29 protein-coding genes and 2 tRNA genes are annotated in these 25565 nt (G+C 68.9%); 17 read left to right on the top strand and 14 right to left on the bottom strand.

Annotation, left to right across the window (positions count from 1 at the left end):
- The first annotated feature begins 46 nt into the window (after positions 1-46).
- The gene (locus BMW35_RS15750; protein WP_177170856.1) at positions 47-199 is read left to right on the top strand and encodes a hypothetical protein; all 153 of its coding nucleotides are present in this window, start codon (positions 47-49) and stop codon (positions 197-199) included.
- A 26-nt stretch (positions 200-225) separates the two neighbouring features.
- Positions 226-537 (top strand): DUF7521 family protein, encoded by a 312-nt coding sequence (locus tag BMW35_RS14195; protein ID WP_089670191.1) that lies wholly within the window; start codon positions 226-228, stop codon positions 535-537.
- 3 nt (positions 538-540) lie between these two features.
- On the opposite strand, the gene BMW35_RS14200 is transcribed toward BMW35_RS14195, so the two are convergent.
- Positions 541-978 (bottom strand): universal stress protein, encoded by a 438-nt coding sequence (locus tag BMW35_RS14200; protein ID WP_089670192.1) that lies wholly within the window; start codon positions 976-978, stop codon positions 541-543.
- A gap of 171 nt (positions 979-1149) precedes the next feature.
- Between BMW35_RS14200 and BMW35_RS14205 the strand changes: the two genes are divergently transcribed.
- Genes BMW35_RS14205 through BMW35_RS14225 form a run of 5 tightly spaced genes read left to right on the top strand, consistent with a single transcriptional unit; the run spans position 1150 to position 6566 of the window.
- The gene (locus tag BMW35_RS14205) at positions 1150-1737 is read left to right on the top strand and encodes a thymidine kinase (RefSeq protein WP_089670193.1); all 588 of its coding nucleotides are present in this window, start codon (positions 1150-1152) and stop codon (positions 1735-1737) included.
- Positions 1738-1740: 3 nt separating this feature from the next.
- Positions 1741-2343, top strand: a complete 603-nt coding sequence (locus BMW35_RS14210; protein WP_089670194.1) for a YIP1 family protein — start codon at positions 1741-1743, stop codon at positions 2341-2343.
- Between the two features lie 23 nt (positions 2344-2366).
- The gene (locus BMW35_RS14215; protein WP_089670195.1) at positions 2367-2630 is read left to right on the top strand and encodes a hypothetical protein; all 264 of its coding nucleotides are present in this window, start codon (positions 2367-2369) and stop codon (positions 2628-2630) included.
- A 51-nt stretch (positions 2631-2681) separates the two neighbouring features.
- Positions 2682-4877 carry a DHH family phosphoesterase gene (locus BMW35_RS14220; protein WP_089670196.1) on the top strand — a complete coding sequence of 732 codons (2196 nt, stop codon included), beginning with the start codon at positions 2682-2684 and terminating at the stop codon, positions 4875-4877.
- A gap of 39 nt (positions 4878-4916) precedes the next feature.
- A complete protein-coding gene (locus BMW35_RS14225; protein WP_089670197.1) occupies positions 4917-6566 on the top strand; it encodes a tRNA uridine(34) 5-carboxymethylaminomethyl modification radical SAM/GNAT enzyme Elp3 in 1650 nt (549 codons plus the stop codon).
- 339 nt (positions 6567-6905) lie between these two features.
- Here BMW35_RS14225 and BMW35_RS14230 read toward each other — a convergent pair whose 3' ends face one another.
- The 3 genes from BMW35_RS14230 to BMW35_RS14240 are packed head-to-tail and all read right to left on the bottom strand — an operon-like array spanning position 6906 to position 9369.
- Positions 6906-8048, bottom strand: a complete 1143-nt coding sequence (locus BMW35_RS14230; protein WP_089670198.1) for a DUF63 family protein — start codon at positions 8046-8048, stop codon at positions 6906-6908.
- Between the two features lie 39 nt (positions 8049-8087).
- Positions 8088-8537 carry an Lrp/AsnC family transcriptional regulator gene (locus tag BMW35_RS14235; protein ID WP_089670199.1) on the bottom strand — a complete coding sequence of 150 codons (450 nt, stop codon included), beginning with the start codon at positions 8535-8537 and terminating at the stop codon, positions 8088-8090.
- A 34-nt stretch (positions 8538-8571) separates the two neighbouring features.
- Positions 8572-9369 (bottom strand): inositol monophosphatase family protein, encoded by a 798-nt coding sequence (locus BMW35_RS14240; RefSeq protein ID WP_089670200.1) that lies wholly within the window; start codon positions 9367-9369, stop codon positions 8572-8574.
- 180 nt (positions 9370-9549) lie between these two features.
- Here BMW35_RS14240 and BMW35_RS15755 point away from each other — a divergent pair, with 180 nt between their 5' ends.
- Positions 9550-9696 carry a hypothetical protein gene (locus tag BMW35_RS15755; RefSeq protein WP_177170857.1) on the top strand — a complete coding sequence of 49 codons (147 nt, stop codon included), beginning with the start codon at positions 9550-9552 and terminating at the stop codon, positions 9694-9696.
- A 195-nt stretch (positions 9697-9891) separates the two neighbouring features.
- On the opposite strand, the gene BMW35_RS14245 is transcribed toward BMW35_RS15755, so the two are convergent.
- Positions 9892-9976: transfer RNA gene (locus BMW35_RS14245), tRNA-Leu, on the bottom strand.
- 105 nt (positions 9977-10081) lie between these two features.
- Between BMW35_RS14245 and BMW35_RS14250 the strand changes: the two genes are divergently transcribed.
- The 4 genes from BMW35_RS14250 to BMW35_RS14265 are packed head-to-tail and all read left to right on the top strand — an operon-like array spanning position 10082 to position 14715.
- Positions 10082-10705, top strand: a complete 624-nt coding sequence (locus BMW35_RS14250; RefSeq protein ID WP_089670201.1) for a hypothetical protein — start codon at positions 10082-10084, stop codon at positions 10703-10705.
- A 41-nt stretch (positions 10706-10746) separates the two neighbouring features.
- Positions 10747-11751 carry a DUF5784 family protein gene (locus tag BMW35_RS14255; protein ID WP_089670202.1) on the top strand — a complete coding sequence of 335 codons (1005 nt, stop codon included), beginning with the start codon at positions 10747-10749 and terminating at the stop codon, positions 11749-11751.
- A 42-nt stretch (positions 11752-11793) separates the two neighbouring features.
- On the top strand, positions 11794-12237 hold the full coding sequence (locus tag BMW35_RS14260) for a hypothetical protein (protein ID WP_089670203.1): 444 nt from the start codon (positions 11794-11796) through the stop codon (positions 12235-12237).
- A gap of 51 nt (positions 12238-12288) precedes the next feature.
- Positions 12289-14715 (top strand): ATP-dependent DNA helicase, encoded by a 2427-nt coding sequence (locus tag BMW35_RS14265; RefSeq protein ID WP_089670204.1) that lies wholly within the window; start codon positions 12289-12291, stop codon positions 14713-14715.
- An 18-nt stretch (positions 14716-14733) separates the two neighbouring features.
- Here BMW35_RS14265 and BMW35_RS14270 read toward each other — a convergent pair whose 3' ends face one another.
- Complete coding sequence (locus tag BMW35_RS14270) at positions 14734-15708, bottom strand: Gfo/Idh/MocA family protein (protein ID WP_089670205.1); 975 nt, start codon at positions 15706-15708, stop codon at positions 14734-14736.
- A 76-nt stretch (positions 15709-15784) separates the two neighbouring features.
- Between BMW35_RS14270 and BMW35_RS14275 the strand changes: the two genes are divergently transcribed.
- Both BMW35_RS14275 and BMW35_RS14280 read left to right on the top strand, forming a co-directional pair.
- Positions 15785-15967, top strand: a complete 183-nt coding sequence (locus BMW35_RS14275) for an HEWD family protein (protein ID WP_089670206.1) — start codon at positions 15785-15787, stop codon at positions 15965-15967.
- Positions 15967-16488, top strand: a complete 522-nt coding sequence (locus tag BMW35_RS14280) for an acyltransferase (protein WP_089670207.1) — start codon at positions 15967-15969, stop codon at positions 16486-16488. Before BMW35_RS14275 ends, BMW35_RS14280 begins: the two co-directional genes overlap by 1 nt.
- Here the strand turns inward: BMW35_RS14280 and BMW35_RS15760 are convergent.
- The 4 genes from BMW35_RS15760 to BMW35_RS14300 all read right to left on the bottom strand — a co-directional run bounded on the left by BMW35_RS15760 (position 16485) and on the right by BMW35_RS14300 (position 18900).
- On the bottom strand, positions 16485-17096 hold the full coding sequence (locus BMW35_RS15760) for a hypothetical protein (RefSeq protein WP_089670208.1): 612 nt from the start codon (positions 17094-17096) through the stop codon (positions 16485-16487). The genes BMW35_RS14280 and BMW35_RS15760 overlap by 4 nt on opposite strands.
- Positions 17096-17872, bottom strand: coding sequence for a mechanosensitive ion channel domain-containing protein (locus tag BMW35_RS14290; RefSeq protein WP_089670210.1), 777 nt, complete (start codon positions 17870-17872; stop codon positions 17096-17098). The genes BMW35_RS15760 and BMW35_RS14290 overlap by 1 nt, the downstream gene beginning before the upstream one ends.
- Before the next feature lies 1 nt (position 17873).
- The gene (gene dacZ, locus BMW35_RS14295) at positions 17874-18686 is read right to left on the bottom strand and encodes a diadenylate cyclase DacZ (RefSeq protein WP_089670211.1); all 813 of its coding nucleotides are present in this window, start codon (positions 18684-18686) and stop codon (positions 17874-17876) included.
- A 130-nt stretch (positions 18687-18816) separates the two neighbouring features.
- Positions 18817-18900, bottom strand: a tRNA-Leu gene (locus BMW35_RS14300).
- A gap of 133 nt (positions 18901-19033) precedes the next feature.
- Here BMW35_RS14300 and BMW35_RS14305 point away from each other — a divergent pair.
- Entirely contained in the window at positions 19034-19345 is a 312-nt protein-coding gene (locus BMW35_RS14305; protein WP_089670213.1) for a transcription initiation factor IIB family protein, read from the top strand.
- Here BMW35_RS14305 and BMW35_RS14310 read toward each other — a convergent pair whose 3' ends face one another.
- The 3 genes from BMW35_RS14310 to BMW35_RS14320 form a co-directional block, all read right to left on the bottom strand.
- Positions 19346-19831: a phosphopantetheine adenylyltransferase gene (locus BMW35_RS14310; protein ID WP_089670215.1), complete on the bottom strand. Its 486-nt coding sequence runs from the start codon at positions 19829-19831 to the stop codon at positions 19346-19348.
- A gap of 39 nt (positions 19832-19870) precedes the next feature.
- Positions 19871-20533, bottom strand: a complete 663-nt coding sequence (locus BMW35_RS14315) for a winged helix-turn-helix domain-containing protein (protein ID WP_143052209.1) — start codon at positions 20531-20533, stop codon at positions 19871-19873.
- Positions 20534-20606: 73 nt separating this feature from the next.
- A complete protein-coding gene (locus tag BMW35_RS14320) occupies positions 20607-22058 on the bottom strand; it encodes a methyl-accepting chemotaxis protein (protein ID WP_089670216.1) in 1452 nt (483 codons plus the stop codon).
- 284 nt (positions 22059-22342) lie between these two features.
- Here BMW35_RS14320 and BMW35_RS14325 point away from each other — a divergent pair, with 284 nt between their 5' ends.
- A complete protein-coding gene (locus tag BMW35_RS14325; RefSeq protein WP_089670217.1) occupies positions 22343-23788 on the top strand; it encodes an APC family permease in 1446 nt (481 codons plus the stop codon).
- A 2-nt stretch (positions 23789-23790) separates the two neighbouring features.
- Positions 23791-24447, top strand: a complete 657-nt coding sequence (locus BMW35_RS14330; RefSeq protein ID WP_089670219.1) for a potassium channel family protein — start codon at positions 23791-23793, stop codon at positions 24445-24447.
- On the opposite strand, the gene BMW35_RS14335 is transcribed toward BMW35_RS14330, so the two are convergent.
- Complete coding sequence (locus BMW35_RS14335) at positions 24444-25526, bottom strand: glutamate--cysteine ligase (RefSeq protein ID WP_089670221.1); 1083 nt, start codon at positions 25524-25526, stop codon at positions 24444-24446. The genes BMW35_RS14330 and BMW35_RS14335 overlap by 4 nt on opposite strands.
- Between the last annotated feature and the right edge of the window lie 39 nt (positions 25527-25565).

Below are 25565 nucleotides of genomic sequence, written 5' to 3' on the forward strand. Positions count from 1 at the left end.
GTTTAGGACGAATCACGCGAAACATCGACACGCAGGGTGACTCTCCGTGACCCCGACAGCACCAGTCCCCGATTCGTCGACACCGGACCCGTCGACGCCAGACGACCCGGCCGACTGCGACGAGAACGAAGTCGACGACACCACGGCGTACAGCACCGCCCCGACCGAACTGCGGCGGCTCCGGTCACTGCTGGGGTGACCGGCGTCGGAACTGGAGGGACACAGATGCCCGACTTCACCCCACTCGTCCTGTTCGCCACGGCCGTCACGCTCGCCCTCGGTCTCGCCGTCGCCCGGCTGGGCTACCGGGCGTACCGCCGCACCGACCTCGCCGGCCTGCGCTCGCTGTCCGCCGCGCTCGTGCTCGTCGTCGCCGGTTCGGCGCTCGGCGCGGCCGACCAGCTGCTCGGCGTCGACGCGGCACTCGCCGGACTGGCGGGGAGTGTCGTCACCGCCACCGGCTTCGTCGTGCTGGCGGTCGCGCTCTACGGCAGCGACCGACCGCGGCCGGAGCGCCGGGCTCACGACGAGAACTGACCGCTACTCCGCTTCGGTGTCGGTCTGCCGGACGGTCAACACGGGCACGTCACTCGTGCGGACGACGCGCTCGGTGACACTGCCGAGGAGCGCGCGACCCAGACCGCGCCGCCCGTGCGTCCCCATCACGATGGCGTCGATGCCCTCGTCGGCGACGTAGTCCTTGATGGTCTCGAAGACGCCGCCCTGCATCACCACGCCCTTCGCCGCGACGCCCTCGGCGTCCGCGCGCTCGACGACGCCGTCGACGACGTCTTCGCCCTCGCGCTGGAGCGGGTCGACCACGCTGTCCTCGAACGTCACGGTGCTGTACTCGGTCGTGTCCGCGACGTACAGCACGTGCAGCGTCGCGTCGTACTTCGCCGCGAGCGAGAGCGCGTTGTCCACGGCGGCGTCCGCGGCGTCGCTCCCGTCGGTCGGCAGGAGAATGTCGTCGTACACGCCCACACCTTCTGACTGCCGCCCCTAAAAAGACGCGCAGACTCCAGCGCCGTGGGCACGAACCGGGGCCGCGCCGGCGCGGTCGACAGCGCGCCACCGTCTCACCGCGCGAGGGACCGGCGCGGCGGCGGAAGAGCAAGCGTTTTCCTGTCCCCGTCCTCCCTCCGAGGCATGCACGCCATCACGAACTCCGGATGGGTCGAAGTCATCACGGGGTCGATGTTCTCCGGGAAGACGGAGGAACTCCTCCGTCGACTGCGGCGCGCGGAAATCGCGGGCCAGGAGGTCGCCGCGTTCACGCCCGCCATCGACGACCGCTACGGGGAAGCGACGCTCGGCTCGCACGCCGGCCGCTCCTGGGAGGCGACCGTCGTCGACACGACTGCCGACGGCGTCAAGTCCATCCCCGAGCAGCTGAACGGCGAGGAAGTCGTCGCCGTCGACGAGGCGAACTTCTTCCCGCAGGCACTCGTCGAAGTCGTCCAGACGCTCGCCGCGGACGGCCGCCGCGTGGTCATCTCGGGCACCGACCAGACGTACCGCGGCGAGCCGTTCCAGCCCGTCCCCGAGTTGATGGCGGTCGCCGAGTACGCCGACAAGATGCAGGCCATCTGCACGGAGTGCGGCGAGCCCGCGACCCGGAACCAGCGGCTCATCGAGGGCGAACCCGCGCACTACGACGACCCGACCATCATGGTCGGCGCGGAGGAGTCCTACGAGGCCCGGTGCCGGAACTGCCACGTCGTCCGGCGGGACTGACCGATGACGACCTGGGTCGAACCCGAGGGCGGCCGCGAGCGCGGCCTCGAAGGGCTCGCGAAGTCGTTCACGCAAGTCCTGTTGAGTCCCGTGTCGTTCTTCGACGAGGCCGTCTCGCCCGGCGACCAGGCACCCGGACTCGTCTTCGGGATGGCCGTCGTGCTCGTCGCCGCCGCGACGCGACTGACGCTGACGCCGACCGAGCCACTGGCGTTCCCGGCTGCCGGCTGGCTCCGCGTCGTGCTCACCGCCGCGCTCGTCGTCATGCTCGTCACGCCCGCCGCCATCCACGCGCTGTCCGCGCTCCAGACGCTCGCGCTCGTCGTCGTCGCGCCCTCCAGAGCTGGTGTCAGCGAGACCGTTCAGGTCATCGCGTACGCCGCCGCGCCCTGCGTCGTCGCCGGACTCGGCGTCCCCGTTGTCACCGCGCTCGCCGGTCTGTGGGCGTTCGCGCTGCTCGTCGTCGGCACGCGCGTCGTCCACGACATCTCCTGGCTGCGAGCCCTCCTCGCCGCGTTCGCCCCCGGCGTGTTAGCGTTCGGAGGCGGGTTCGGGGCCTGGCCCGCCATCCAGACGGTCGCCGCCGGCGCAGGGCTCGCACTTTAGGCGGCGGGCCGCCAAGCGTCGGTGTGCTCAACATCAACCTCTCCGACTTCATGGTGGAGCTGAAAGACGGCTCCATCAAGAACGTCGGTCCCGCGAACAAGCACGCCGAAGCGAAGCTCTTCGACGTCGAAGCGGCCGAAGCCCGCGAGTTCGGCGACAAACGCGTCAAGCTCGTCTTCAGCGACGAGTCCGGCAACGAAGTGCAGGTGTCGCTGTTCCCCGAGGACGCACAGGCCGTCCGGGAGGACCTCGACGCACTCGAAGACGACAGCCGCGTGTTCGAGTGACCGCCGCCGTTTCGATAATCGTTTAGGGTAGCGACCGCTCCTCTGATGCAAATGGGTACCTGCATCGTCTGCGGCTCCGCCTCTGACGGGCACATCTGTGCCACCCACGAGGAGGACGTCGTGTTCGACTTCCGAGGCAACTCACCGAACCAACTCACCGCCGGACGCTTCTACCGCGGCACCGTCGACGGCTTCGCCGAGTTCGGCGTCTTCGTCGACGTCGGCGACGCCGTCACGGGGCTGCTCCACCGCTCGGAGATTCCCGGCCGCGTCGAGTCCCTCGACTGGGACGCCGGCGACGACGTGTTCGTCCAGGTGACGGACGTCCACGACAACGGCAACATCGACCTCGGCTGGTCGATTCGCGAGTCCCTGCGGGACTTCCGCGGCGAACTCGTCCACGACCCTTCCCGGGACTCGGACGCCGAACTCCCCGACGAGGACGACGCCGACACCACAGAGGAGTCCAACGAGACCGAGTCTGTCGACCAGACCGCGGAGCCTGCCCAGACCGAGGACGCGTCCGACGACTCCGGCACTGCCGACGGCGGCACACCCGTCGAGGAGTCCGTCAACGACGACGCCAGCTTCGAGTTCGCGGGCGGCGACTCCGACGACGACGCGGACGAGCAGTCCGCGACCGAAGCGGCCACCGAGCACGTCGAGGCCACCCGCGCCGCCGAGAGTCAGAACGACGACTCCAGCGGCGAAGCCGACGCCGACGGGACCAGCGACGAGGAGGAGACGGACGAGTCCGACGACGCGACCGTGCCGGTCGGCGACCTCGGCGACCACGTCGACGAGACGGTGACCATCGAGGGCGAAATCGCGAGCGCCCGCCAGACCAGCGGCCCGACCGTCTTCGAGCTCGCCGACGCGACCGGCGTCGTCGACGCCGCCGCCTTCGAGGAGGCCGGCGTCCGCGCCTACCCCGAGACCGGCACGGGCGACGTCGTCCGCATCGAGGGCACGGTCGAGCGCCGCCGCGGCGAACTCCAGGTCGAGACCGAGACCCTCACCGAACTCGACGGCGAGGCCGCCGACGCCGTCCGCCAGCGTATGGACGCCGCGCTCGACGAGCGCGCCGCCCCCGAGACCACCGCCGTGCTCGCAGACGATGCCGCCGTGGAAGCGGTCCACGACGACATCGTCGACGCCGCGACCGCCATCCGGCGCGCGGTCATCGACGCCCGCCCCGTCATCGTCCGCCACCCGACGACGGTCGAAGGCTACGTCGCTGGCACCGCCGTCGAACGCGCGCTCCTCCCCCTCATCCGTGACGAGCACGCCCGCGAAGACGCCGAGTACCACTACGTCGACCGCCGCCCGCTCGACGACGCCTTCTACACCATCGACGACGCGACCGGCGACGTCACCGACATGCTCGAAGCGGCCGAGCGCCACGACGAGAAACACCCGCTGTTCGTGCTCGTCGGCGCGGGCTCCACCACGGAGTCCACGGACGCCCTCGACCTGCTGGACATCTACGACGCCGACACCGTCGTCGTCGACGGCGGCTACGCCGACGACGCCGCCGGCATGGACGTCCTCGTCTCCCCGACCGCGGCCGGCGAGGACCCCGTGAACACGGGCGCGCTCGGCGCGCAGCTCGCCGCCGTCGTCAACAGCGACGTCCGCGAGGACCTCCAGCACCTCCCCGCAGTCGCGTACTGGGCCGAACTCCCGGACGCGTACGCGGCCCTCGCCGACGCCACGGACTACGACCGCGAGACCCTCGAACAGCTCCGTGACGCCATCGCGCTGGAAGCGTTCTACCAGTCCTACGAGGACAAACGCGAACTTATCTCGGACCTCCTCTGGGGCGACGCCGACCACGACCTCGTCGACCACGTCGCGACCCAGTTCCGCGAGCGCCTCGACACCGAACTCTCCACGGCCGAACCCCACCTCTCGGTGCGCGGCGAGAACGGCGTCGCGTTCGAGACCCTGGACGTCGCCGCCTACACCCACAAGTACGACTTCCCGCCGGTCGACCTGCTGCTGGACGCGCTCCACCGCCGCGACGACCGCGCGGACGTCCTGCTCGGCGTCCACGAGGACGAACTGCGCGTCCGCAGTGACGCCGCCGTCGACGTCCATGCCATCGCGGACGCCGTCGCCGACGAACTCCCGAACGCCGGCGTGACGCCGCGAGGCGCGAAAGACGGCCGCATCGAGTTCCTCTCCGGCCAACGCGACGCCGTCGTCGACGCCGCCGTCGACGCGCTCGCCGACCAGCTGGCCTAACGACACGCTTTTTCGCGCTCGGTCGCTTCTGTTCCGGTAATGAGTAGTGACGCCGACGGTGCGTTCCAGGCCGCTTGCGAGGAGCTCGTCGACCGTATCCTCGCGGAGGACGTCGGCGAGGACGACATCGAGAGCGCGAAACTCGACGTCTGCTCGGAGTACTCTGCGCCGAAAGTACCGAAGCACTCCGAGCTACTGGACTTCGCGCCCGACGGCCGCCGCGAGGAACTCGAAGAAGTCCTCCAGCGCAAGCCCGTGCGGACCGCGTCAGGCGTGACGCCGGTCGCAATCATGACGAGCCCGCACACGTGCCCGCACGGCAAGTGCCTCTACTGTCCCGGCGGGCCGGCCAGCGAGTTCACGTCCAGTCAGTCCTACACCGGCCACGAGCCCGCAGCGGCCCGCGGCGTGCAGAACGACTACGACCCCTACGGACAGGTGACGCTTCGTCTCCACCAGCTCCGGGAGATCGGGCACCCGATCGACAAGGTCGAACTCATCCTCATGGGCGGCACGATGACGGCGCGCAGCCACGACTACCAGGAGTGGTTCGTGAAGCGCGCGCTTCAGGCGCTCAACGACTACGACCGCGGTCAGGACCCCCAGCCCAGCGAGAGCGAGTCGTTCGCGCAGGACCCCGAGGAGTACGACTTCCGGTATCTGGAGGACGTCGTCGCCGACAACGAGTTCGGGGCGATTCGGAACATTGGGACGACGTTCGAGACGAAGCCGGACTGGTGTGACCCCGAGCAGGTCGACCGCATGCTCGACCTCGGCGGCACGAAAGTGGAGGTGGGCGTGCAGACGACCTTCGAGCGCGTGAACCGCGAGATGCACCGCGGGCACGGCGTGCAGGCGTCGGTGGACGCGAACCGCCGGCTGCGCGACGCTGCGTTCAAGGTCGGCTTCCACATGATGCCGGGCCAGCCCGGGATGAGCAAGGAGATGGTCCTAGAGGACTTCCGGCGGCTGTTCGAGGACAGCCGCTGGAAGCCCGACTACCTCAAAATCTACCCGACGCTCGTCGTCCGCGACACCATCACGTACGACATGTGGCGCAACGGCGAGTTCGAGCCGCTCCAGAACGAGGAGGCCGCCGACCTCGTCGCCGAAATCAAGGACATGATTCCGCGGTACACGCGCCTGCAGCGCGTCCAGCGGGACATCCCGGCGGACTTCATCGACGCCGGCGTTTGGAAGTCGAACCTGCGGCAGCTCGCCCGCCAGCGCATGGACGAGCACGGCTACACGTGCGACTGCATTCGCTGCCGGGAGGCCGGGATGAACGACGAGGACCCCGAGAACGTCGAACTCGACGTGGAGACGTACGAGGCGGGTGGCGGCACGGAACACTTCATCAGCTTCGAGGACTTCGAGAAGGACCTCCTGGTCGGGTTCGCGCGGCTGCGGTTCCCGAACGAGACGGTGCGAGAAGAGCTGGACAACGCCGCGCTCCTGCGAGAGCTCCACGTTTACGGCAGCGAGGTCTCGGTTGGCGACGACACGGCCGACGGCCAGCACCAGCACCAGGGGTACGGCCGGCGGCTGATGGAGCGCGCCGAGGAGATGGCCGCCGACGCCGGCTACGACAAACTCGCCGTCATCTCCGGCATCGGCGCGCGCCAGTACTACAAGCAGAAGCTGGGCTACCACCAGGACGGCCCGTACGTCAGCAAGCGCCTCGACTAGGGCGTGCAGGCGGCTCGGCTGCGCCGGTGCGTGGTGCCGCCGTTCCGCGTCCGCACGCACCGGCCGGCTGTCAGGTCACGCACCGGGATGGTCCCGGTCTTGTACTTGAACCTACGCAGCAGGTAGTGACTAGCATCCGCGAGCGAGCGGTCCAACCGACCCGAGCGAAGCGGTTCACCGAGCGCGACCACCGGGAGCGCTCGGGCCGACGAGCGACCGTAGGGAGCGAGGAGTGCTTTTAGCGTAGCTTTTGCCGAGCGAGAGCGGCGAACGCTGCGCGTTCGCCCGCTCTGGAAAGAGCGCTGCGCGCTCTTTCCGTGACAGCGCAAAAGGTACGTTTTAGATGCCGAACGTGGCTCGCACCATGTCACGCGTCCCTGGGCCGAGGCCGACGGCGAGAACGGCGACGAGCATGAGGGTGGTGTAGCGGGGGGCCTCTTCGCGGAGTTCTTCGTCGAACAGTGAGAGGACGAGGAGGACAGCGGCGACTTTCACGAGGATGAACGGCCAGGTGTCGCCGGTGTAGTGGATGACCGACTCCGGGAGGAGCGCGTGGGTGCCGTCGACGATGTACTGGTTGAGTGGGTGTTTGGAGACGAGGTCGCCACGGGGGTAGCCGAGTTCGGCTCCCCAGTCGAGGCCGATGACGTTGGCGACGCCGTCGATGGCGTGCCCCCAGAGGATGAGCGCGCCGGCGGTTTCGGTGCCGTCGGTGACGCTGGGGAGCCAGCGGCGGACGCCCCACCAGACGACGGCCGTGATGGCCGTCGCGAGAACGACCGTCACCACCGTGAACACGGGCAGGAACTCGACGTAGTCCCGGGTGGCGGCGAGGTAGCCGAGGCCGAGGACGTTCGCGGCGAGGATGACGGTGCCGGTGGCTGCGAGCGGCCGGAGGTAGTCGTCGAACACCCCGGTGCGGCGGGCGAGCACGACGCTACCGGCGAGTGCAACGAGGGTGACCCCGAACATGACGAAGTAGATGATCGGACTGATGATGAGGGTGTTCAGGGGGTAGCTGATGAACGGTTCGACGTTCCCGAACGTCTCGGCGGCGTTGTTGGCGTCCTCGACCACGCGGAGCGTGCCGCCGAGCAGGACGAACGGGAACAGCGCGTACAGCAGTTCGAGGCGCTGCCCGATGCGCAGGCGGTTCAGCATGAAGTGGACGCCGACGAGCGCGGTCAGCAGCGTGATGGCGTAGCCGGCCTCGGAGACGAGCGTGTAGCCGGGGTACGCGACCGGTTCGCTGGCGGCGGCGCAGGCGGCGTTGCTGTAGAGGAGTTCGGCGGTACCGGCGCTCCAGACGGCGCACTGCGCGCCCTGAGCGTCGGCGTACACGGGCCCCCAGAAGTAGTGCCAGACGAAGTTGCCGTAGACGGCGTCGGTGAACAGCACCGACCCGCCGACGAGCGCGAGCAGCGCCGCGCCGACGACCGCGGTCCACGTGCGCTCGGCGCTGGTCTCCGGGAAGGAGGTCATGTCCGTACGCGTGTGCGGACTGGGTTTTACGGTTGCGGTCTACAGCGGGAGTTCGGCGGACTCGTACTCGGTGCCGAGGACGACCATCGTCTGGGAGCGCGCGAAGCCGTCCATGTCGGCGATGCGTTCGAACATGAGTTCGCGGAGGTGGTCGGTGTTCTCGGCGACGACGCGGAGGATGATGTCCCATTCACCGGTGGTGAGGTTGACTTCCTGGACGCCGTCGATGCCGGTGAGGCGGTCGAGGGTTTCGTCTTCTCGGCCCTGTTCGACACGGAGGCCGACGAACGCGGACGTGCCGAAGCCGACGGCTTTCGGGTCGACGTCGGCGTGGTAGCCGCGGATGACGCCGGCGTCTTCCATCTGGTTGACGCGGTCGTGGACGGTCGCGGAGGACATCTCTATCTCGCGAGCGATCTCACTGAACGGCTTCCGGGCGTCGGCCTGGAGCGCGCGCAGGATGGCGCGGTCCGTCTCGTCGAGGTCCATATCCGCGGTATCGGGTGACAGACCCAATACCTTACTACTCGGGGCGAATCTCGCGGGCCGCTGCGAGCACGTCGTCGTGGGCTTCGCCGTTGGAGGCGACGAGCCCCTCACTGCCGGCCGTCCAGCGGTCGCCGTGGATGTCGGTCACTCTGCCGCCGGCCTGCCGGACGAGGTGGACGCCCGCGACGCTGTCCCAGGGGTTGGGGTGAACGTTCGTGATGGTGGCTTCGAGCTGGCCGCTGGCGACCATCGACAGCACGGCCTGCGCGCAGCCGTACCGCCGCATGTCGCCGAACCGTTCGACGATTGCGGCGCAGGCGCGGCCGTACTCGTCGCGGTGGTCGAAGTCCCACCAGATGGTGGGCGCGACCACGAACGTCTCCGGGTCGGTTTTCTCGCTGACCGTGACGGGGTCGTCGTTCAGCGTGACGCCGTCGTCGCCCGCGACGTACGTGTCGCCGAGCGCGGGCAAGTGATTGCACGCAGCCACGGGTTCGCCGTCGTCGACGGCCGCGACCGAGGTCGCCCATATCTGGGTGTCCCGGACGAAGTTGTTCGTGCCGTCGATGGGGTCGATGACCCAGGCGTCACCCTCGTCGGGGACGGTCTTGAGTTCGTCCTCCTCCTCGCCGACGACGGCGTCCTCGACGTGCGTCTCCCGGATGACCTCGATGACGCGGCGCTGTGCGAGCCGGTCGGCCTGTGTGACCACGTCGGTCTTCCCCGACTTGGTCTCCACGTCGATACCGGTGCGGAAGGCGTCCAGTGCGACCTCACCGCCGGCGCGGGCGGCACGCTCGGCGACAGAGACGTGGTCGTCGTCTTCGTTCATGCTCGGGCACACTCGCTATCCGGTCAAAGGAGCGTCGGTTCCCCGGATAGCGTGCAGTTGATTTGATGTTGCATTTAATCAAAAAACCTAAATAATATTTCTGATTGACCCGGTAGCATGGGTTCGATACGCGAGTACGTCGTCTCGTGATGCAAAGGGTTCGCTCGACGGATTCCGCTCATGCTAGTGGCGATGGGCATCGTCTTCTTCACAGGCAGCTACAAGAGCTACGACCTCTGGCAGCGTCGACCGGTCACGGGTGTGGCCTTCTTCCTCGCCGGTGTCGCGCTGTGGATTGGGCCGCGGGTCGTAGACATCGGAGAGTAACGACCGTCGCGCAATCACGATATATCTACGGGGCCTGTGGTCGGACTAGCGTCTCGACCGCGGCGGCGTCGAAAACGCGAAACAGACCCCGAGACTGGAGAGACGCGTCGCTGTCGGATGTGAGGTGTAGTTTTGCGAGGGAAGTCCGCCTCGCGGACTTCCCGCATCCGTTCGCGCCGCGCCGGCGCGATGCGATGCGAGGGAAGGGATTCGAACCCTCGAACTCCTACGAGAACGGATCTTGAGTCCGTCGCCGTTGGCCGAGCTTGGCTACCCTCGCACGCGTCCGACAGTCGGCGCGTGGGTCGTTTAGGCGTTGCGAATCGGGTCACGCGCCGGTGAAAGTTTATTCGGGAGCGGTGCGAAGTGCGGTCGTGAGCCGCCCGTGACCGCCTGGATTGACCCACACGACTCCCGGTCTAGCTGGGGCCGAGACCCCGAGGAGTCGCTCCCTGACCGCATCCAGCCGACCGTCGAGCGCGCCCACGAGGTTTCGCTCCCCTTCCAGTACCGTGAGCAGCGAAGCTTCGACGGGACCCTCTCGGACGTCGAGGTAGAGGGCGTCGAGTACACCTCCGGCGAGTACGTCGTGAACGCCGGCGTCACTGGCGACAGAACGTTGAAACTCCACGTCCGCGGGCTGCTGTGGCGGGCCGACGACCCGGGACAGGCTCGGCGGTTCAAACTCCAGCTCGTCCGGGACGGGCCGCCGACCGAGACGGTCCCGTACGGCGAGTACAAAATCTGGCAGCGGTACCAGTTCGGGCACGTGACTGTCGACCCTATCGACGGACCGAGCTTCGAACCGAACGACGACAGCAAGCGGACCGACCGCACGGTGTCTCCGTTCGGGGGGCTCCAGAAGCCGCTTCGGTTACACATCTCCGAACTCGAACTCGTCCGGAATCCGGCGTTCGCGAAGTACCGGCTGACGGAACGCGACGAGTGGGAAGAGTACGGCGCGGTGTTCCGCTGGCGCGCCGACGCGTTCGAGAGCCGCATCACCTGACGTGACGAAAGCGGTATGGCCGCGGCGGGAGTACGTCGAGTGTGGCGAAACCCCTCCGGTTCCGGCAGTCGCGCGAGCGCTGGGACAGCGACCGCGTCGCCCGCGACCTCCACCGGGAACTCGACGACAACCTCGGCGCGACGATGGGGTCGCCGTGGTTCAAGTCCCCGTCGGGCTACGAGGCGGTGCGGTTCGACGTGGACAACGGCGACACGGCGCTGTTCGCGTGGCGCGACGGGGAGGGCGGCGGCTGGTGGCTGGGGAACACGGAGACGCCGTCGCCGCTGTGGCGGACTGACAAACAGACGTTCGAGCAGGCTCCCTTCGACCTGAGTCGGTGGGCGCAACGGGAGTTCACGGCGGAGCTCCACGAGCAGGCACCGTGGCTGGAGCCGTACCCCTACGTGTCGTGGTTCTTCCTGCCGGTGTTCTGCTCGAAGGACGGCCGGGAGACCACTCGGGCGTTCTTCCGCGAGCACGCCGCGGGGTTCCCGGACGCGGCGTACGAGGACGCCCTCGACTTCTACGAGTCGTTCCTGCAGACGGGGGTCTTCGACGACCACCGACACGAGATGGCGGGCAAACTCGGGACCTCGGAGTATCTGGACGTGACGCGGTCGAGTTCTGCGATGAGCGAGTTCCACGCGGCGTGGCTGCTTCGGGAAGCCGGCTACGACGTGATACCCGAAATCGAGGTGTCGACGGGTCACAGCCTCGACTTCCGCGCCGACCGCCCGGGCGAGCAGGGCGTCCTCGTGGAGGTCACTCGACCCGTCCCGACCAACGACCGCGCGGCGAGTACGCCTATCGCGGCCATCCGGGACACGGCGGCGACGAAGACCGACGGCCAACTGAGCGAGCACGGCGGTGGCGCGGTGTTGTTCGTGGACTGCTCGTCGTTCCCGGACGACGAGTGGCACCGGATTCGCGGCGAGCAGCCGGACGTTCACCACCGGCCGGCAGTCGTGTTCCGGCTGCGGCCGGACGGCCGCGTGGAGGGCTACACGAAGGGGTCGGTGCCGCTGGACCTCCCGCAGTTCGAGTGAGCCGCGGAAAGCATTTTCCGGGCGGTGTACGTACGGCTCGACATGTCCCTCCGCGGAGCCACTGGCGACTCCGGTTTCCTCGCCGCGACGGCTGACGTGGCGTCGGCGGTCGTCGCTATCGCGCTCGTGGTCGGTATCCCGCTCTCCATCGGTAACGGCCTACTGGGGACGCCGCTGCCCGGACGGGTCGTCGGACTACTCGTGTTCGTCGTCGCCCTCGGCGGCGCGTACCCGTTCGTCGCGGGCGACTGGCCGCTGGCGAAACTCACCGACTTCGCGCTGGCCGCCGTCCTCACGTGGCTCGCCGTCGCGGCGTTCGTCACTTTCGGACTGCTCGCTGCGGGCGACGGCGGTCTGCCGTCGGACCCGCCGGTGAACGCGGCCGTCAGGCTCGGCACCGTCGCGCTCTCGTTCTGCGTCGCTGCACGGTACGTCCGGCACCGGGAGCGCACCCACGTGACTGGCGACGACGCGCACGGCCACTGACCGACCCGGGTTCCGAGGGTTCTTACCCGAGGCCGCCCCACCGACTACCGAATGGGCGACGCCGCCGACGCCGCCGACGCCGGGGAGCCGTGGCGCGAGTTCTTCGGGTTCGAGGCCCCGTACGACCAGCAGGCCGACGCCATCGAGGCCGCCGTCGAAGCCGGTGACAGCGACGGCTTCCTCGCGATGGAGGGGCCCTGCGGGACGGGGAAGACGATGGCCGCGCTGACTGCTGGCGCGCACCTCGTGCGGAACACCGACAGCTACGAGCGCGTGCTCGTCGTGACGCCGGTCAAGCAGCAACTCGATCAGTTCGTCGCGGACCTCCGGACGATGAACGCCGGCCTCGACGACCCGCTGGACGGCGTGGCGCTCGTCGGAAAGCGCGACCTCTGTCCGTACGAGCGAGAGGGGAAGTTCCCGGACGACGCGAGCGTCCACGACCGCTGCGAGGACCTCCGCGAGTCGACCGCCGGCCTCGTGGACGCCGGCGGCGAGGGCGGCGAGTTCGACGGGCAGGACGCCCGCGAACTCACCGAACTCCGGGCGGCCGACGCGCTCGACGAGCCGTGGTGGGACCCCGTGCAGGGCCGCGAACTCGCGCGGTCGGCCCGCGCCGACGCGAGCCACAATCTCTCCGAGACTCCCCTGCGGACGGACGGCGCGGACTCGCCGTACGTCCCGCACCAGCCGACCGCGCCCGAGGACGTGGCCGACGGCGACCCGCCGCTGTTCTGTCCGTTCGAGGCCGACTGGTACGGCCGGAACAAGGGCTCGCCGGTCGGATTCGAGGCCGGCCGCCACAACGTCGTCACGAGCGAGGACGTGCTGCCGTCGAGCGTGGAGCACGGGACGTGTCCGCACCGCGTCCAGCAGGTCATGCTCGACCACGCGGACGTCGTCGTCGGGAACTACAACCACCTCTTCGACCCGCAGACCCGGGGGCTCACCGAGCACCTCGTCGACGACTCGACGTTCGTCGTCGTTGACGAGGCCCACCGTCTGGAGGAGCGCGTCCGGGACCTGCTCTCGGACAGAGTGGGGCGGCACACGCTGGCTCGCGCCCGGAACGACTGCCGCACGCTCCTGACGCAGGCCAAGCAGAGCGAGTCGAACCGCCAGCAGGTCGCCGACCAGCTCGCGAGCCACGACCTCTCGCTGGACGCCGTCGAAGTGATGATAGACTTCCTCGGCGACGTGCTGGACTGGCTGGACGACCGCGTGGCGCAGTACCTCGTCGCGGAAGGGTTCGACCCGGACTTCCCGGGGTCGCTGCCGGAGCGCGACCACGAGATTTCGCTCCGGGAGCCGGAGACTGAACGCCCGGACGACCTCACGCAGTGGGCCGAACAGAACGGCCACACGGGCGACACGTGGCGGTCGCTGGCCGCCGTCGGGAGCGCCGTGCAGGCGATTCTGGAGGACGAGGGCGACCGCTCCGCCGTGGCAGGCCCGGTCGGCATCACGCTCCAGCGGTGGTGGGAGCGCGGCCACGCGACGTACTTCCGCGAAATCGAACTGGAGCACGCGCCGAAGGACTCCGGGCGGGCGGGCGCGAAGTGGGCGGAAGCCTACACGCCGGCGCTCGTGATGTTCAACTGCATGCCGGCGCGCGCGCTCCGCGAGACGCTCTCCGAAGTGGGCGGCGGCGTGCTGATGAGCGCGACCCTCGAACCGCTCGACGTCTTCCGGGAAGTGTCGGGCCTCGACCGCCTGGAGGCGGGCGCGGGCGACGGTGACCCTCGCCCCGTGGTGGAGCGCCGCTACGACCTGCGGTTCCCGCGCGAGAAGCGTGCGAGCTTCCTCGTCGACGCCGCGCCGTTCACCGCCCACAACCGCGGCGACCCGGCCGACGCCGCCGACAACCGCACCCGCGACGAGTACCGCTACGTGCTGCGGACGGTCGCCCGCCAGCCCGGGAACGTCCTCGTCTGCATGCCGAACTACCGGGAGGCGGCGTGGGCCGCCGACTACCTCGGCGAGGAGGGCATCGTCGAGAAGGACGTGCTCGTCGACGAGTCGTCGTCAAACGAGGCCACCGACGACCTGAAAGCCGAGTTCTTCCGCGGCGACGGGAAGGTGCTCGTGACGAGCACGCGCGGGACACTGACAGAGGGCGTCGACTACGACGGCGAGAAACTGGCGGCCTGTCTGGTTGTCGGCGTCCCGCTCGTGAACGTCGGTTCGCCTCGCGTCCGGGCGGTCCGGCGGGCGTACGCCGACGCCTTCGGCGAGGACCACGCCTTCGAGTACGCGCTGACCGTGCCGGCGGTCCGGCGCGCGCGGCAGGCCATCGGACGCGTGATTCGAGGACCCGAAGAGGTCGGCGTGCGCGTGTTCGCCGACGGCCGGTACGTCGAGGGCGCTCGCCACTCCGTCTTCCCGTACCTCGGACCGGGCGAGCGCGAGGAGTTCACGCGGATGACGCCGGAGTTCCTCGGCGACCAACTGGACGCCTTCTGGGCAGACCAGTCCTGACCGCGACGGCCGCGCTCCCTACAGCGGCACGGAGGCGTCGGTTCTGGCGGCCTCGTAGAGCGCGTCGATGGCGCGCATGTTCGCGACGGCTTCCTCGCCGTCTGTCCGGGGCTGTTCGCCCGACTCGACGCACTCGGCGAAGTGCTCGACTTGCAGTCGGTACTGGTCGGTGGGGTCGAAGCGCTCCTCGACGGTCCGTCCGTCCGTCCCCCAGCGCAGCACGGTGCCGTCGTCGCTGGTGGGGTTGAACGCGTCACGGGCCTCCAGCCAGCCGTCGGTGCCCTCGACGCGGTAGGTCTGGTGGTTCCGGGTCTCGAAGCTCGCTTCGACGGTCGCCGTCGCGCCGTCCGCGAACTCCAGAGTGCCCGCGATGCTCGTGTCCACGCCGGAGTCGCGGGCGTCGTCCACTGTCGCGTCGGCGGCGACGGGCTCGCCGAGGAACTGGCGCGCGGCGCTGACGGCGTAGCAGCCGACGTCCATCAGCGCGCCGCCCGCCAGGCCCGGGTCGAGGCGCACGTCGTCGGTGCGGTCCGCCGGGAGTGGGAAGTTGAACGCCGCGTGGACGTGCTCGATGTCTCCGAGGTGTCGGTCGGCGACGTCGAGTGCGCGCTCGGTCCGCGGATGGTAGTGGTACATGAACGCCTCCATCAGCGTGACGCCGGCGTTCCGGCAGTGCTGGACGATTTCGACCGCCTCGTCGGCGTCGCTCGCGAGTGGCTTCTCGCAGAGCACGTCGAGGCCGGCGTCGGCCGCCCGGCACGTCCACTCGGCGTGCAGCGCGTTCGGGAGCGGCACGTAGACGGCGTCGATGTCGGCGTCGAGCAGCGCGTCGTAGTCGTCGCAGACGACCGGTACGTCGTGGCGGTCGGCGAACGCCGCGGCGCGCTCGCGGTCCCGGGAGGCGACAGCGTGGAGGTCGTGTTCGGAAGCGCTGATGGCCGGAGCGACCGCGACGTCCGCGATGTTCGCCGTCGAGAGAATGCCAAATCGCACGACTGAACGACGACGTGCCACGCACCTAACTGTTTGGACCGCAGGCCTCAAGCCCCTCGGGCGACTCGGGAGAGGCATGACACAAATTCGCACGCCGTCCGAGCGCGAGTGTACGCGCTGCGGGCGACGAGAACGATGGAGCGACGACGACGTACAGTGGCGAATCGACGACCTGGCGGGCGACAGCCACTGCGTCCACGACTGGGACGTGACCGGGTCGTTCAACACGGTCGTCCGGGACGCCGACCACGAGGCTTGATGACGGCGGGGCGCGAACCGGAGAGCGTGCCCACCCGCCACGACCGCCTCGACCGACACCAGACGCCCGCCGGCGGGAACTCGCTGTGGTTCTGGACCGACGCCAAACACCCGCTGCGGGTCGCGCTGAACTACGTCGCCATCGTCCTCGCCCGCATCTCACCGAGTCTGACAGTGAAAAACTGGCTGCTCGCGAGCATCGGCGTCACCGTCGGTGACGGAGTCTCCTGGGGACTGGAGTCGACGCCGGACGTCTTCTGGCCGGAGCTCGTGACCGTCCGCGACGACGCCATCGTCGGCTACGACGCGACGCTGCTCTGCCACGAATTCCTCCAGGACGAGTACCGCACGGGTGAAGTCGTGGTCGGCGAGCGCGCGATGGTCGGCGCGGGCGCAGTCGTTCTCCCCGGTGTCGAAATCGGTGCTGGCGCGCAGGTCGCCGCGAACTCGCTGGTGGCCGACGACGTGCCGCCCGGCGAGACGGTCGCCGGCGTCCCCGCGGAGCCAGTCGACCGCGACTAGAGGCCCGCGTCGCGGCCGGTCGTCCCGCCGTCGGTCGACCCGCCGAGTTCGTCCTCGTTCTGCTGGTCCCTGCCGCCGTCCCCGCGTCCACCGCCGCTGCCGCCGGGGACGAGCGCGCCAACCGCGCCGAGGGCGACGACCACGGCCAGCAGCCCGCCCTGAGAGAGTGACCCCACCGCGCTCAGGAGCGGTTCGACCGAGACGCCGCCCGTGACCGCGGCGAGCAGGAACGCCACACCTGCGACCACCAGCCCGTACCGGGTGACGCGGTGCTCTGTCGCCGCGGCGTGCCAGAACACCCGAACGCTCGCGCCGAACGACTCCGGCGTCCGGCGTTCGGTCGTGCCCGCCGCGCCCGCTGCGGCGAGCGACGCGGCGGCGAACGCCACCACGCCGGCCGCGAAGTACAGCACGACGCCGTGGCGCGGCGACGAGGGGAACACGCAAGTCGCCAGCCCGCCGACCAGAACGGCCAGCACGCCGACGCAGCGCGTCCACGACCGGCCGCTCGACGACGCCGCCCACGCCCGCGGCCCGTCGAGGGCGGCGACGAGGAACCCGAGCGCGACGAACGCCAGCGCGCCGCCGGTGGTGTACAACCAGTCCATTATTCTCGCACCAGGACGACGCCTCGCTTGAACACGAGGTGGTTCGGGACGACGTACTCGCGCTCCTCGGCCTCCACGTGAGTCACGAACACGTCGACTTCCTGAACGATGCCCTCGTGGTCGCCGATTGCGACCCGGTCTCCGATGCCGTACGGCTGCCGCAACAGGAGGTAGACGCCCGCGGCCGCCGACGTGAGCAGCTGGCGGGTCGCCACCAGCGTGAACAGCACGACCGCGCCCACGTAGACGAACAACACGACCAGCAGCGCGTTCACCGCGACGCCGAGCTGCGAGAGCGCCACGAGCCCCGCCACGAGGAGGATGGTGTACTTCACTGCGAGCGGCACCAGTGAAAGGGTCGGGAGCTTCACGGACCGCAGGCGCTCGCTCACGTACAACTCGGCCTTGTCGCCGACGAGCACGCCCGCCATCATCACGCCAGCCGCGAGCACGACCGACGGCAGGTAGCTCAGGAACGGGTACCACAGCGGGTTCCGGATGGAGAACCGCGCGACGTCCAGCGCGACCAGCGCCGCGACGACGTACACCATCCAAGACGTGAACTTTGCAATCAAGTCCACGGTCGTCGACCCCGCACGCCGCGCGAGGCGCTCGACTGTCGTCCCCTCGACGGCGTCGTCGACGTCCATCGCGTACAGCAGGCGCTTGTTCACGCGCCCGACGAGGTAGCCGAACACGATGCCCGCGAAGAACACGCCCACCGCGAGCACGGACCGGAACTGGGGGCCCGTCAGCCCGTCTATCGGTGCCAGCATCTCAGTACTCCTCTGGGTCGAGCTCCAGCACGAGTTCTCCCTCCTTGAACGCCCGCACCAGGCCGTCGGACTCCGAGAGCACGATGGCGACCGCGTTCGTGTCTCGCGTGATAGCGCCGGCCGCCATGTGGCGGGTGCCCAGTCCCTTCGGGATGTCGGTCCCCTCCGCGCCCGGCTCCAGGTACCGGTACGCGGAGACGATTTTCCCTGCGTCCGAGATGACGAACGCGCCGTCCAGCCGCGAGAACTCCTTCAGCATCACGTTCACGATGGGGTCGCCGACGTGGACGTGGCTCTTCTCGAAGGGGTTGTAGGACAGCGGCCGGCTCTTGTTCATCACCTTCCCGGCGTCCCCGACGACGAACAGCGCACCGACTGGCTTGCCCTTCTGGCCCTTCTGCCCGAGTTCGATGACAACCTCGAAGACGTCCCGGATGACGCTCGGGTCGCTCCGCGAGTTCGCGAACAGGTCGTAGACGCCCGACTGCTTGGACTCGTCGGCGCGCGTCCGCGTCACCGTGTCGATGTCGTCGCCGAACAGCGGTGCCGCACAGCCGAGTTCGTCGCCGTCCGTCACGACGCCCTCGGACAGCGCGCCCTCCACGCCGAACCGGATGCGCTCCCGGATGTCGTCGAACTCCAGCGGGAGTTCCACGAACTCGTCCGCGCCGACGGCGTTCTCCGTGGCCACCACGACGACGTCCGTGTCGTCGAGGTCGGTCGCCCGCTCGTAGTAGGCACCACTCGGCGAGAACAACACCAGCGCGTCGATACCGTCTACGATGTCCCCGACGAGGTCCGGTGGCCGACTCATTTTGTGGTACCTCTCGCTCCGCAGGTAAAAAGGATGCTGGCACGTCACGCGCCCGTCTGACGACCGGTCAGGTACTGTGTTCGCGGTTCGCAGTGCTCGCGACTCGCTGCGCTCGTCGGCTTCCGTTCAGTGCGCGGGACCGGATTTGAACCGGCGGACCCCTACGGGACAGCGTCCTAAGCGCTGCGCCGTTTCCTGGCTTGGCTACCCGCGCGCACTCCCCGCTACCCGGCAGGCGTAAAAAGAGGTTGCGCTCCGCGCCCGGGACGTGAACAGTCGAGACGCTCGCACTGAGTTACCGCCAGTTCGGGACGAAGGTTTACGTCCGCGCCGACGTACAGTCGGGTATGTACCGAGCGGGCGACGAGTTCGACCAGCGGGAGTGGCTGGAGGAGCTCGACGCAGTCGCCGACGAACTCGGACTGGACGCGGAAGCGCGGTCGACCGCGAAAGACCTCTTCCTGTCGACGGCCGAGAGCCCCGAGGAGCGGTCGAAACCGCCGGCGCTCGCGGCGAGTGTGTACGCCGGCGCGCTCATCGCGGGCGACCAGCGCAGCCAGACCGCCGTCGCCGACGCTGCGGGCGTCTCGCGGCTCGTGGTCCAAGAGCGCTGGAAGCAGATTCTCGAACGAGCGGGCTTCGACGCGCCGACCTGGTAGCTACTTCGCGTCCCGGCCGTCGCGGTCGGGCGTGGGAGTGCCGTGTTCGTCGATTTCGCCCTTGACGATGCGCGTCGAGGAGATGATGTCGCCGTCCTCGGCTTCGACGTGGTCGACGACCTCGATGTCGAGGGGGTCCGCACCGCCTTCGGCGCGGAGGTCGTTGATCTTCTGACCGCCGTCCTCCGTCTCGGGGGACACGACGAGTACGTCGAACTGGGGTTCGGTGGCGATGCCGGTCGGGGACTCCAGTTTGCGGATGTCGTAGCTGCGGCCGTACTCGTCGGCGAGGGCAGCGAGTTCGTCGTCGAGGTCGGCGCGTCGGGCGTCGAACGGGCGGACGTGACGGTCGACGTGTCGGGTCTCCGCTGCGAGGTCGTCGCTGGTAAGTCCGACAGTCACGTCGCCGAGTTCGAACGCGCGCTCGAAGAGCTTCCGGTGGCCGTCGTGAACTGGGTCGAACGTGCCACCGAGAGCGACGTTCATGTCCCGGAGGTCGGTCCGGGCTCGTTTAGCAGTTTGGGTTCAGGCGTCGTCGTCGCCGTCGTCGTCGTCGCGCTCCACGCCGGCTTCGCTCTCGACTTCGGCCTCCGCGTCGTCGACTTCCGCGTCGACGTCCGCCTCCACGTCGACGGCTTCCTCGCCGTCGCCGGCCGTCGCTTCGACGTTCACGTCGGTGTCTACTTTCGCCTCGTGGTCGCCGGCTTCGGCTTCGACGGTGCGGCCGCCCTCGACCTCGATGCGGACGGGAGCGTCGCTGTCGTCGTCGCCGGCGCTGTCGCGGTCGAGGCGCGCGTCGAGATTGAACACCGTGTTGAGTTCGCTCTGAACGCGGCCGACCGCGCCGGAGACGAGGTCACTCGGGGGAATCGCGGTGTACTCGTAGGGGTTGTTCCCGGCCCCCTCGGCCTGGCGTTTGCGGCGCTCGACCACGTCGTCCTCCGAGAGCTCCGCGAGCGCCTCCCGGACGGTCGACGGGTACAGCCCGGTACCGTCCGCGACTTCGTCGCTCGTGCTCCAGGGGTGCTGGCGGAGGTAGACGAAGATTCGGGCGCGGGTCTCGGTGTCGAGCAGCCAGGCGAGGATGTCGACGACGCCCTGGTCGAACCCGGAGACAGCGCGGTCTTTCCCGTCCTCGAGGCGGTCCCGGGGGGAGGTTCCGTCGTCGTCAGGTGTGTCCTCGGACATGCGTTGTTTCGACTAGGACAAAAGCGGCGAGCGGATGAAAAACCCTTCGTCCACGACGAACCAGACGCCGGTCTCAGTCGCCGCGGAGTTCCGCGACGGACGCGTCCAGTTCCTGCAACATGGCCGACTGTTCCTCGGTTCGACCGACGATGCGCTCCACGGCTGTCGAGATCTCAGTCGCGAGGTCCGCCGTCTCGTCGACCATCGCAGCAATCTCCTCTGCGCTCGCAGCCTGCTCGCTGGTCGCGTCCGACACCTGCTCGATTCCCTCTGCGGTCGCCTCGACGGCGTCCACGATCGCCTCGAAACGCCCCATCGCGTCCTCGACCTGTCCGACCGCGTCCTCGATGCGCTCGGTCGTCGATACGAGGTCCGAGACCGTCTGCTCGGTGTCGCGCTGAATCTCTCCGACCATCGACTCGATGCGCCCCGCGTTCGACTGCGCGTCCTCCGCGAGGTCCTTGACCTCCTCGGCGACGACTGCGAACCCCTGGCCCTCCTCACCGGCCCGAGCCGCTTCGATGGACGCGTTCAGCGCCAGCATGTTCGTCTGCTCCGCGATGCCGCTGATGACGTCCACGACCTCGTCGATCGCTTCGATGCGGTCCTGTAGCTCCTCGACGTCTGTCGTGACACTCCCGGCGGCGGTCGCCACGTCCTCGATCGCTTCGGTCGCCTCGCTGGCGACCTCGCTCCCGGTGGCTGCGATGTCCTCGGCCTCACTGCTCGTCTGAACCACCTCGTCGGCAGTCGACGCGACCTCTTCGACGGTCGCGCTCAGCGTCTCGACCTCGTCGGCGACTGTCCCGACGTTCTCGGCTTGCTTGGACGACACCTCGTTGATTTCCGCCGACGACTCGGCGACCGACTCGGCCGCCGCCTGCAACTGCTCGACGTCCTCGTGGACTTCCGAGATGTGAGCGTCGAGCATGTCCCCGAAGTCGTCGAGTTGCTCGGCCACCCGCAGGTAGCTGTCGTCGAGCAGCGTGTCCGTCTGTGTGACTGAGACGCTCGCGTCGAACCGGCCGTCCTGGTAGGCACTGAGCGTGTCGACGAGTTCGTCGAACAGCGCCTCGAGTTCCCGCTGGTACCGCGCGGAGTCGGTCACCGACTGCACGATTTCGACGACGCCGACGAGCTCGTCGTCCCGGTAGACTGGTGCGGCGACGAACCAGAGGTCCGCGCCGTCGACGACCGTCGTGTCCTCGTAGACGTACTCGCCGCTCAACAGTGCGTACTCGTCGTCGGCGAGGCCGACGCCGTCGAACGCTTCGTGCGTCTCGACGGGCTGCTCGGCGACCTTGTTGGCGAGCGTCGCCGAACCGTCGTCGTTCAGTTTCTCACCGACGTTGGCGACGCCGAGTGCGTCCTCGCGGGGCGTGTCGAGCAGCGCCTCGATCGAGTCGTTCCACGCGACCACCGTTCCACTCGCGTCGACGGCGAACGACGGCAGATTGAACGCGTCCAGCAGTAGTCGAGCGTCGAAGTCGGAGACCGCTCCGGAATCAGCTGTCGTGGCCTGCATACACCCGAGTCGCCATACGGACTTATATACGTTCGTCATAGAATCAAATTCAGCGACCGGGCGAGATAGTAGAATCGCCGGCTCGTGGCGCGCACGCTCTCGGTCGGTCTCGCGCACCTCGACGACGTTCGCTCCCGGAGGCTGTCTCAGGTGCGGGCGACGTCGAGGCGGCCAGCACCGAGCGACTGAGACCGCCGTCGCCGCCTGGCACAATCTTCTTCACCCCCGCCCTCCCGTGCTTACACGTTCGGTCACCCGTCCGCCGACGGGCCGGCCAGAAAAACATGAGCCAGGAGACCAGAAGCCCGGACGCGAACCTCGGACTGCTCGACGCGACGATGATCGGCATGGGTGCCATGATCGGTGCCGGCATCTTCGTGCTCACCGGCCTCGCAGCGGACATCGCGGGTCCCGCCGCCATCGTCGTGTTCGCTGCCAACGGCGCGGTCACCGCGTTCACGGCGCTGTCGTACGCCGAACTCGCCTCCGCCATTCCGAAGTCCGGCGGCGGGTACGCGTACGTCCGAGAAGTGTTCGCAGACCTCCCCTCGTTCCTCATGGGGTGGATGCTGTGGTTCGCGTACATGATCGCCGGCACGCTGTACGCTCTCGGGTTCGCGCCGAACTTCGTGGAGCTGCTGCACGTCTACGGCGTCGCACCGGGGCCGGAGACAATCGGCGCAATCGGGCTGCCCGTCCTCGACGCCGCAGTGCCCGCGCTCCCGTTGCTCGCGCTCGCCGCCGTGCTGGCGCTGGTCGCACTGAACGCCGTCTCGACGGCCGCCAGCGGGAGCGCGGAGACGATATTCACGCTCGTGAAGGTCGCCATTCTCGTGGTGTTCGTTGGGTTCGGCGCGACCAGCGACCTCTTCTCCGCCGCGGAGTTCCAGCCGCTGTTCCCCGAGAGCGAGGGCGCGTACGCCGTCCTGCCCGCGATGGGGCTGACGTTCATCGCGTTCGAGGGCTACGACCTCATCACCACTGTCACCGAGGAAGTCAAGAACCCTCGCAAGAACATCCCGCGCGCCATCTTCCTCTCGCTCATCGTGACCGTCGTCGTCTACCTCGCGGTCGTCGTCGTCGCCATCGGCACCCTCGGGGCGGGCGGCCTCGCAGACGCCGGCGAGGCCGGCATCGCCGCGGCCGCGACGACGTTCATGCCGAAGAACCTCCCGGTCATCCAGAACGGCGGCGTCGTGGTCGTGTTCGGCGCGGTGTTCTCGACGCTCACCGCGCTCAACGCCGTCGTCATCGCGTCCTCCCGCGTCGCCTTCGCGATGGGGCGCGAACGCCAACTCCTCCCGCGGTTCGGCCACCTCCACCACCGTTACGGGACGCCGTTCGTCGCCATCCTCGTCTCCGGCCTCGTGATGCTCAGCGCCGTCGTGCTGCCCACGGAAAGCGCGGGCAACATGTCGAGCCTGTTCTTCCTCGTCTCCTTCGTCGTCGTGAACGCCGCTGTCATCCGGCTCAGGCGGAACCGGCCGGACATGACGCGGCCCTACGAGATTCCGCTCTACCCCGCGCCGCCCCTGCTCGCCATCCTGCTGAACCTCGGGCTGGCGGGCGTCCTCGTCACCCACCTCTGGACCGAGGACCCGCTCGCGCTCGCGCTGAGCGCGGGCTGGCTCGTCCTCGGTGCGGTCGCGTTCTACGCGCTGCGGGCGGTCCGCAGTGACGCCGACGAACAGCCACAACAACCAGACACCCCGACACCAATCGAAGACTGACAATGACACCCGGAACACTCGACGTCGTCGTCGCCGGCGGCGGACGCGTCGGCTTCCAGACCGCCCAGCGTCTCGCCGACCGCGGCCACGACGTCACCGTCCTCGAAGCCGACCCGAGCCGCTGTGAACACATCAGCGACGCCTACGTCGCCACCGTCGTGGAGGGCGACGCGACCAACCCCAGTATCCTCGAACAGGCCGTCGGCGGCGGCTGTGACGTCGTCGCCGGGCTCACTGGGTCGGCGGGCGCGAACCTCGCGGTGTGCATGGAAGCCCGCGAACTCGCCCCCGACGCCCGAACGGTCGCGCGCATCGACTCGAAGGACAAGGAAGCCTACGAGCGGTTCGTCGACGCCACGCTCTACCCCGAGGAGGCGGGCGCTCGCGCCGCCGTCAACGAGATTGCGGGCGGCGAAGTGTTCTCACTGACCGAACACACGGGCGACCTCGACGTGATGCGCGTCGAGGTCGCGGAGCGGGCACCGGGCGCGGGGAAGTCCCTCGCCGAGGTCCGCCTGCCGGAAGGCGCGCTCGTCGTCTCCGGTGGGGACGGCGACAGCGTCGCCACCAGCGACACGACACTCTCGCCGGGCGACGTGTACGTGGTCGCCGCCGAGCCGGCGGTCGTCGACGAAGTGATGAATCTGCTCCGCGGCTAGAGGACCAGCGACTCGTAGAGCGCGCGCTCGCCGCGCTCGTCCAGCAGCCGGCGCTGGCGCTCGCTCCCGGACGCGGCGTCGTAGACGTCCCTGATACCGGAGACGCCGAGGCGCTCGCACTCCCGGTCGACGACCTCGCCGAGGTCGACCGTCCCGGTGCCGTCTCGCGTCACAAACGACGACTCGTGGCCGTGTCTGGTCGCTCGCCACTTGTTCTCGTCGAGCAGTTCCCGTCGGAGGCCGTCCACTTCGAAGGGGTCGGGGTGGTCCTCGTAGCGGTCCGCGTAGTCCGTGACGAGCGCGTGCGAGTACTCCACGAACGCCGACACCACGTCCGGGTCGGCTTGCGCGTCCGGCGCGCGGACCTCCACCGTCCCGTGGCCGGAGTGCGGCCGCACGTCGTACCAGAGTTCCCCGCGGTCCGCGATGCTGCCGTGTTCGACCATCCGGCGCTCGAAGTTCTGGTACGCCTCGAAGGAGTCGAACGCCGTCGGCATCCCCGTGTTCGGCAGCCCCTCGAATATCTTCGCGCGCGCCGACGCCAGCCCCGTGTCGAAGCCGTTCCAGTACGGCGAGTTCGCCGACAGCGCCAGCATCACGGGCGTGTGCCACCGCAGCCGGTTCGCCACCCAGACCGCTTTGTCCGGGTCGTCGACGCCGACGTGGACGTGCAGCCCCGCCGTCGTGTTCCGGTGCTGGGGGTACTGGATGCGGTCGAGCTGGGAGCGATACCGGGGTTTCTCCGCGTGCTCGTGCTCGCGCCACCGCGCCCCCGGGTGGAGGCCCGCCGCGGCGATGCGGTAGTCGTACTCCTCGGCGTACGCCACCAGCGCCGCTCGGACCTCCTCGATTGCCTCGGCGGCCTCCCCGGGACCGTCCAGTTTCGGCGTCTGCGTCTCGACGACGAACTTGAACAGCTCGTGGTCCACGCGGCCGTCCAGAAGCTCCGGCGGGTCGCCCTCGTACACCAGTTCGTCGCTTCCCGCGGTGGGCACGCCGCGCTCGTCAACCACGAAGAACTCCTCCTCGACGCCCAGCGTCCCCGACTCCGCGAACGCCTCCGGCGAACCCACGTCCATGCTGGCCCCAGCTTTCAGTTCGAGCGCGTAAATAGTTCT

This window comes from Halobacterium jilantaiense, from assembly GCF_900110535.1.
Lineage (GTDB): Archaea > Halobacteriota > Halobacteria > Halobacteriales > Halobacteriaceae > Halobacterium > Halobacterium jilantaiense.

What these genes read in the sequence shown, in the direction of transcription:
- BMW35_RS15760 (WP_089670208.1), bottom strand. Translation starts at nt 17,096, where the DNA reads ATGGACTGGTTGTACACCACCGGCGGCGCGCTGGCGTTCGTCGCGCTC.
- BMW35_RS14305 (WP_089670213.1), top strand. Translation starts at nt 19,034, where the DNA reads ATGTACCGAGCGGGCGACGAGTTCGACCAGCGGGAGTGGCTGGAGGAG.
- BMW35_RS14280 (WP_089670207.1), top strand. Translation starts at nt 15,967, where the DNA reads ATGACGGCGGGGCGCGAACCGGAGAGCGTGCCCACCCGCCACGACCGC.
- BMW35_RS14315 (WP_143052209.1), bottom strand. Translation starts at nt 20,533, where the DNA reads ATGTCCGAGGACACACCTGACGACGACGGAACCTCCCCCCGGGACCGC.
- BMW35_RS15755 (WP_177170857.1), top strand. Translation starts at nt 9,550, where the DNA reads ATGCTAGTGGCGATGGGCATCGTCTTCTTCACAGGCAGCTACAAGAGC.
- BMW35_RS14335 (WP_089670221.1), bottom strand. Translation starts at nt 25,526, where the DNA reads ATGGACGTGGGTTCGCCGGAGGCGTTCGCGGAGTCGGGGACGCTGGGC.
- BMW35_RS14240 (WP_089670200.1), bottom strand. Translation starts at nt 9,369, where the DNA reads ATGAACGAAGACGACGACCACGTCTCTGTCGCCGAGCGTGCCGCCCGC.
- BMW35_RS14235 (WP_089670199.1), bottom strand. Translation starts at nt 8,537, where the DNA reads ATGGACCTCGACGAGACGGACCGCGCCATCCTGCGCGCGCTCCAGGCC.
- BMW35_RS14330 (WP_089670219.1), top strand. Translation starts at nt 23,791, where the DNA reads ATGACACCCGGAACACTCGACGTCGTCGTCGCCGGCGGCGGACGCGTC.
- BMW35_RS14225 (WP_089670197.1), top strand. Translation starts at nt 4,917, where the DNA reads ATGAGTAGTGACGCCGACGGTGCGTTCCAGGCCGCTTGCGAGGAGCTC.
- BMW35_RS14290 (WP_089670210.1), bottom strand. Translation starts at nt 17,872, where the DNA reads ATGCTGGCACCGATAGACGGGCTGACGGGCCCCCAGTTCCGGTCCGTG.
- BMW35_RS14210 (WP_089670194.1), top strand. Translation starts at nt 1,741, where the DNA reads ATGACGACCTGGGTCGAACCCGAGGGCGGCCGCGAGCGCGGCCTCGAA.
- BMW35_RS14320 (WP_089670216.1), bottom strand. Translation starts at nt 22,058, where the DNA reads ATGCAGGCCACGACAGCTGATTCCGGAGCGGTCTCCGACTTCGACGCT.
- BMW35_RS14220 (WP_089670196.1), top strand. Translation starts at nt 2,682, where the DNA reads ATGGGTACCTGCATCGTCTGCGGCTCCGCCTCTGACGGGCACATCTGT.
- dacZ (WP_089670211.1), bottom strand. Translation starts at nt 18,686, where the DNA reads ATGAGTCGGCCACCGGACCTCGTCGGGGACATCGTAGACGGTATCGAC.
- BMW35_RS14205 (WP_089670193.1), top strand. Translation starts at nt 1,150, where the DNA reads ATGCACGCCATCACGAACTCCGGATGGGTCGAAGTCATCACGGGGTCG.
- BMW35_RS14310 (WP_089670215.1), bottom strand. Translation starts at nt 19,831, where the DNA reads ATGAACGTCGCTCTCGGTGGCACGTTCGACCCAGTTCACGACGGCCAC.
- BMW35_RS14195 (WP_089670191.1), top strand. Translation starts at nt 226, where the DNA reads ATGCCCGACTTCACCCCACTCGTCCTGTTCGCCACGGCCGTCACGCTC.
- BMW35_RS14230 (WP_089670198.1), bottom strand. Translation starts at nt 8,048, where the DNA reads ATGACCTCCTTCCCGGAGACCAGCGCCGAGCGCACGTGGACCGCGGTC.
- BMW35_RS14260 (WP_089670203.1), top strand. Translation starts at nt 11,794, where the DNA reads ATGTCCCTCCGCGGAGCCACTGGCGACTCCGGTTTCCTCGCCGCGACG.
- BMW35_RS14325 (WP_089670217.1), top strand. Translation starts at nt 22,343, where the DNA reads ATGAGCCAGGAGACCAGAAGCCCGGACGCGAACCTCGGACTGCTCGAC.
- BMW35_RS14265 (WP_089670204.1), top strand. Translation starts at nt 12,289, where the DNA reads ATGGGCGACGCCGCCGACGCCGCCGACGCCGGGGAGCCGTGGCGCGAG.
- BMW35_RS14275 (WP_089670206.1), top strand. Translation starts at nt 15,785, where the DNA reads ATGACACAAATTCGCACGCCGTCCGAGCGCGAGTGTACGCGCTGCGGG.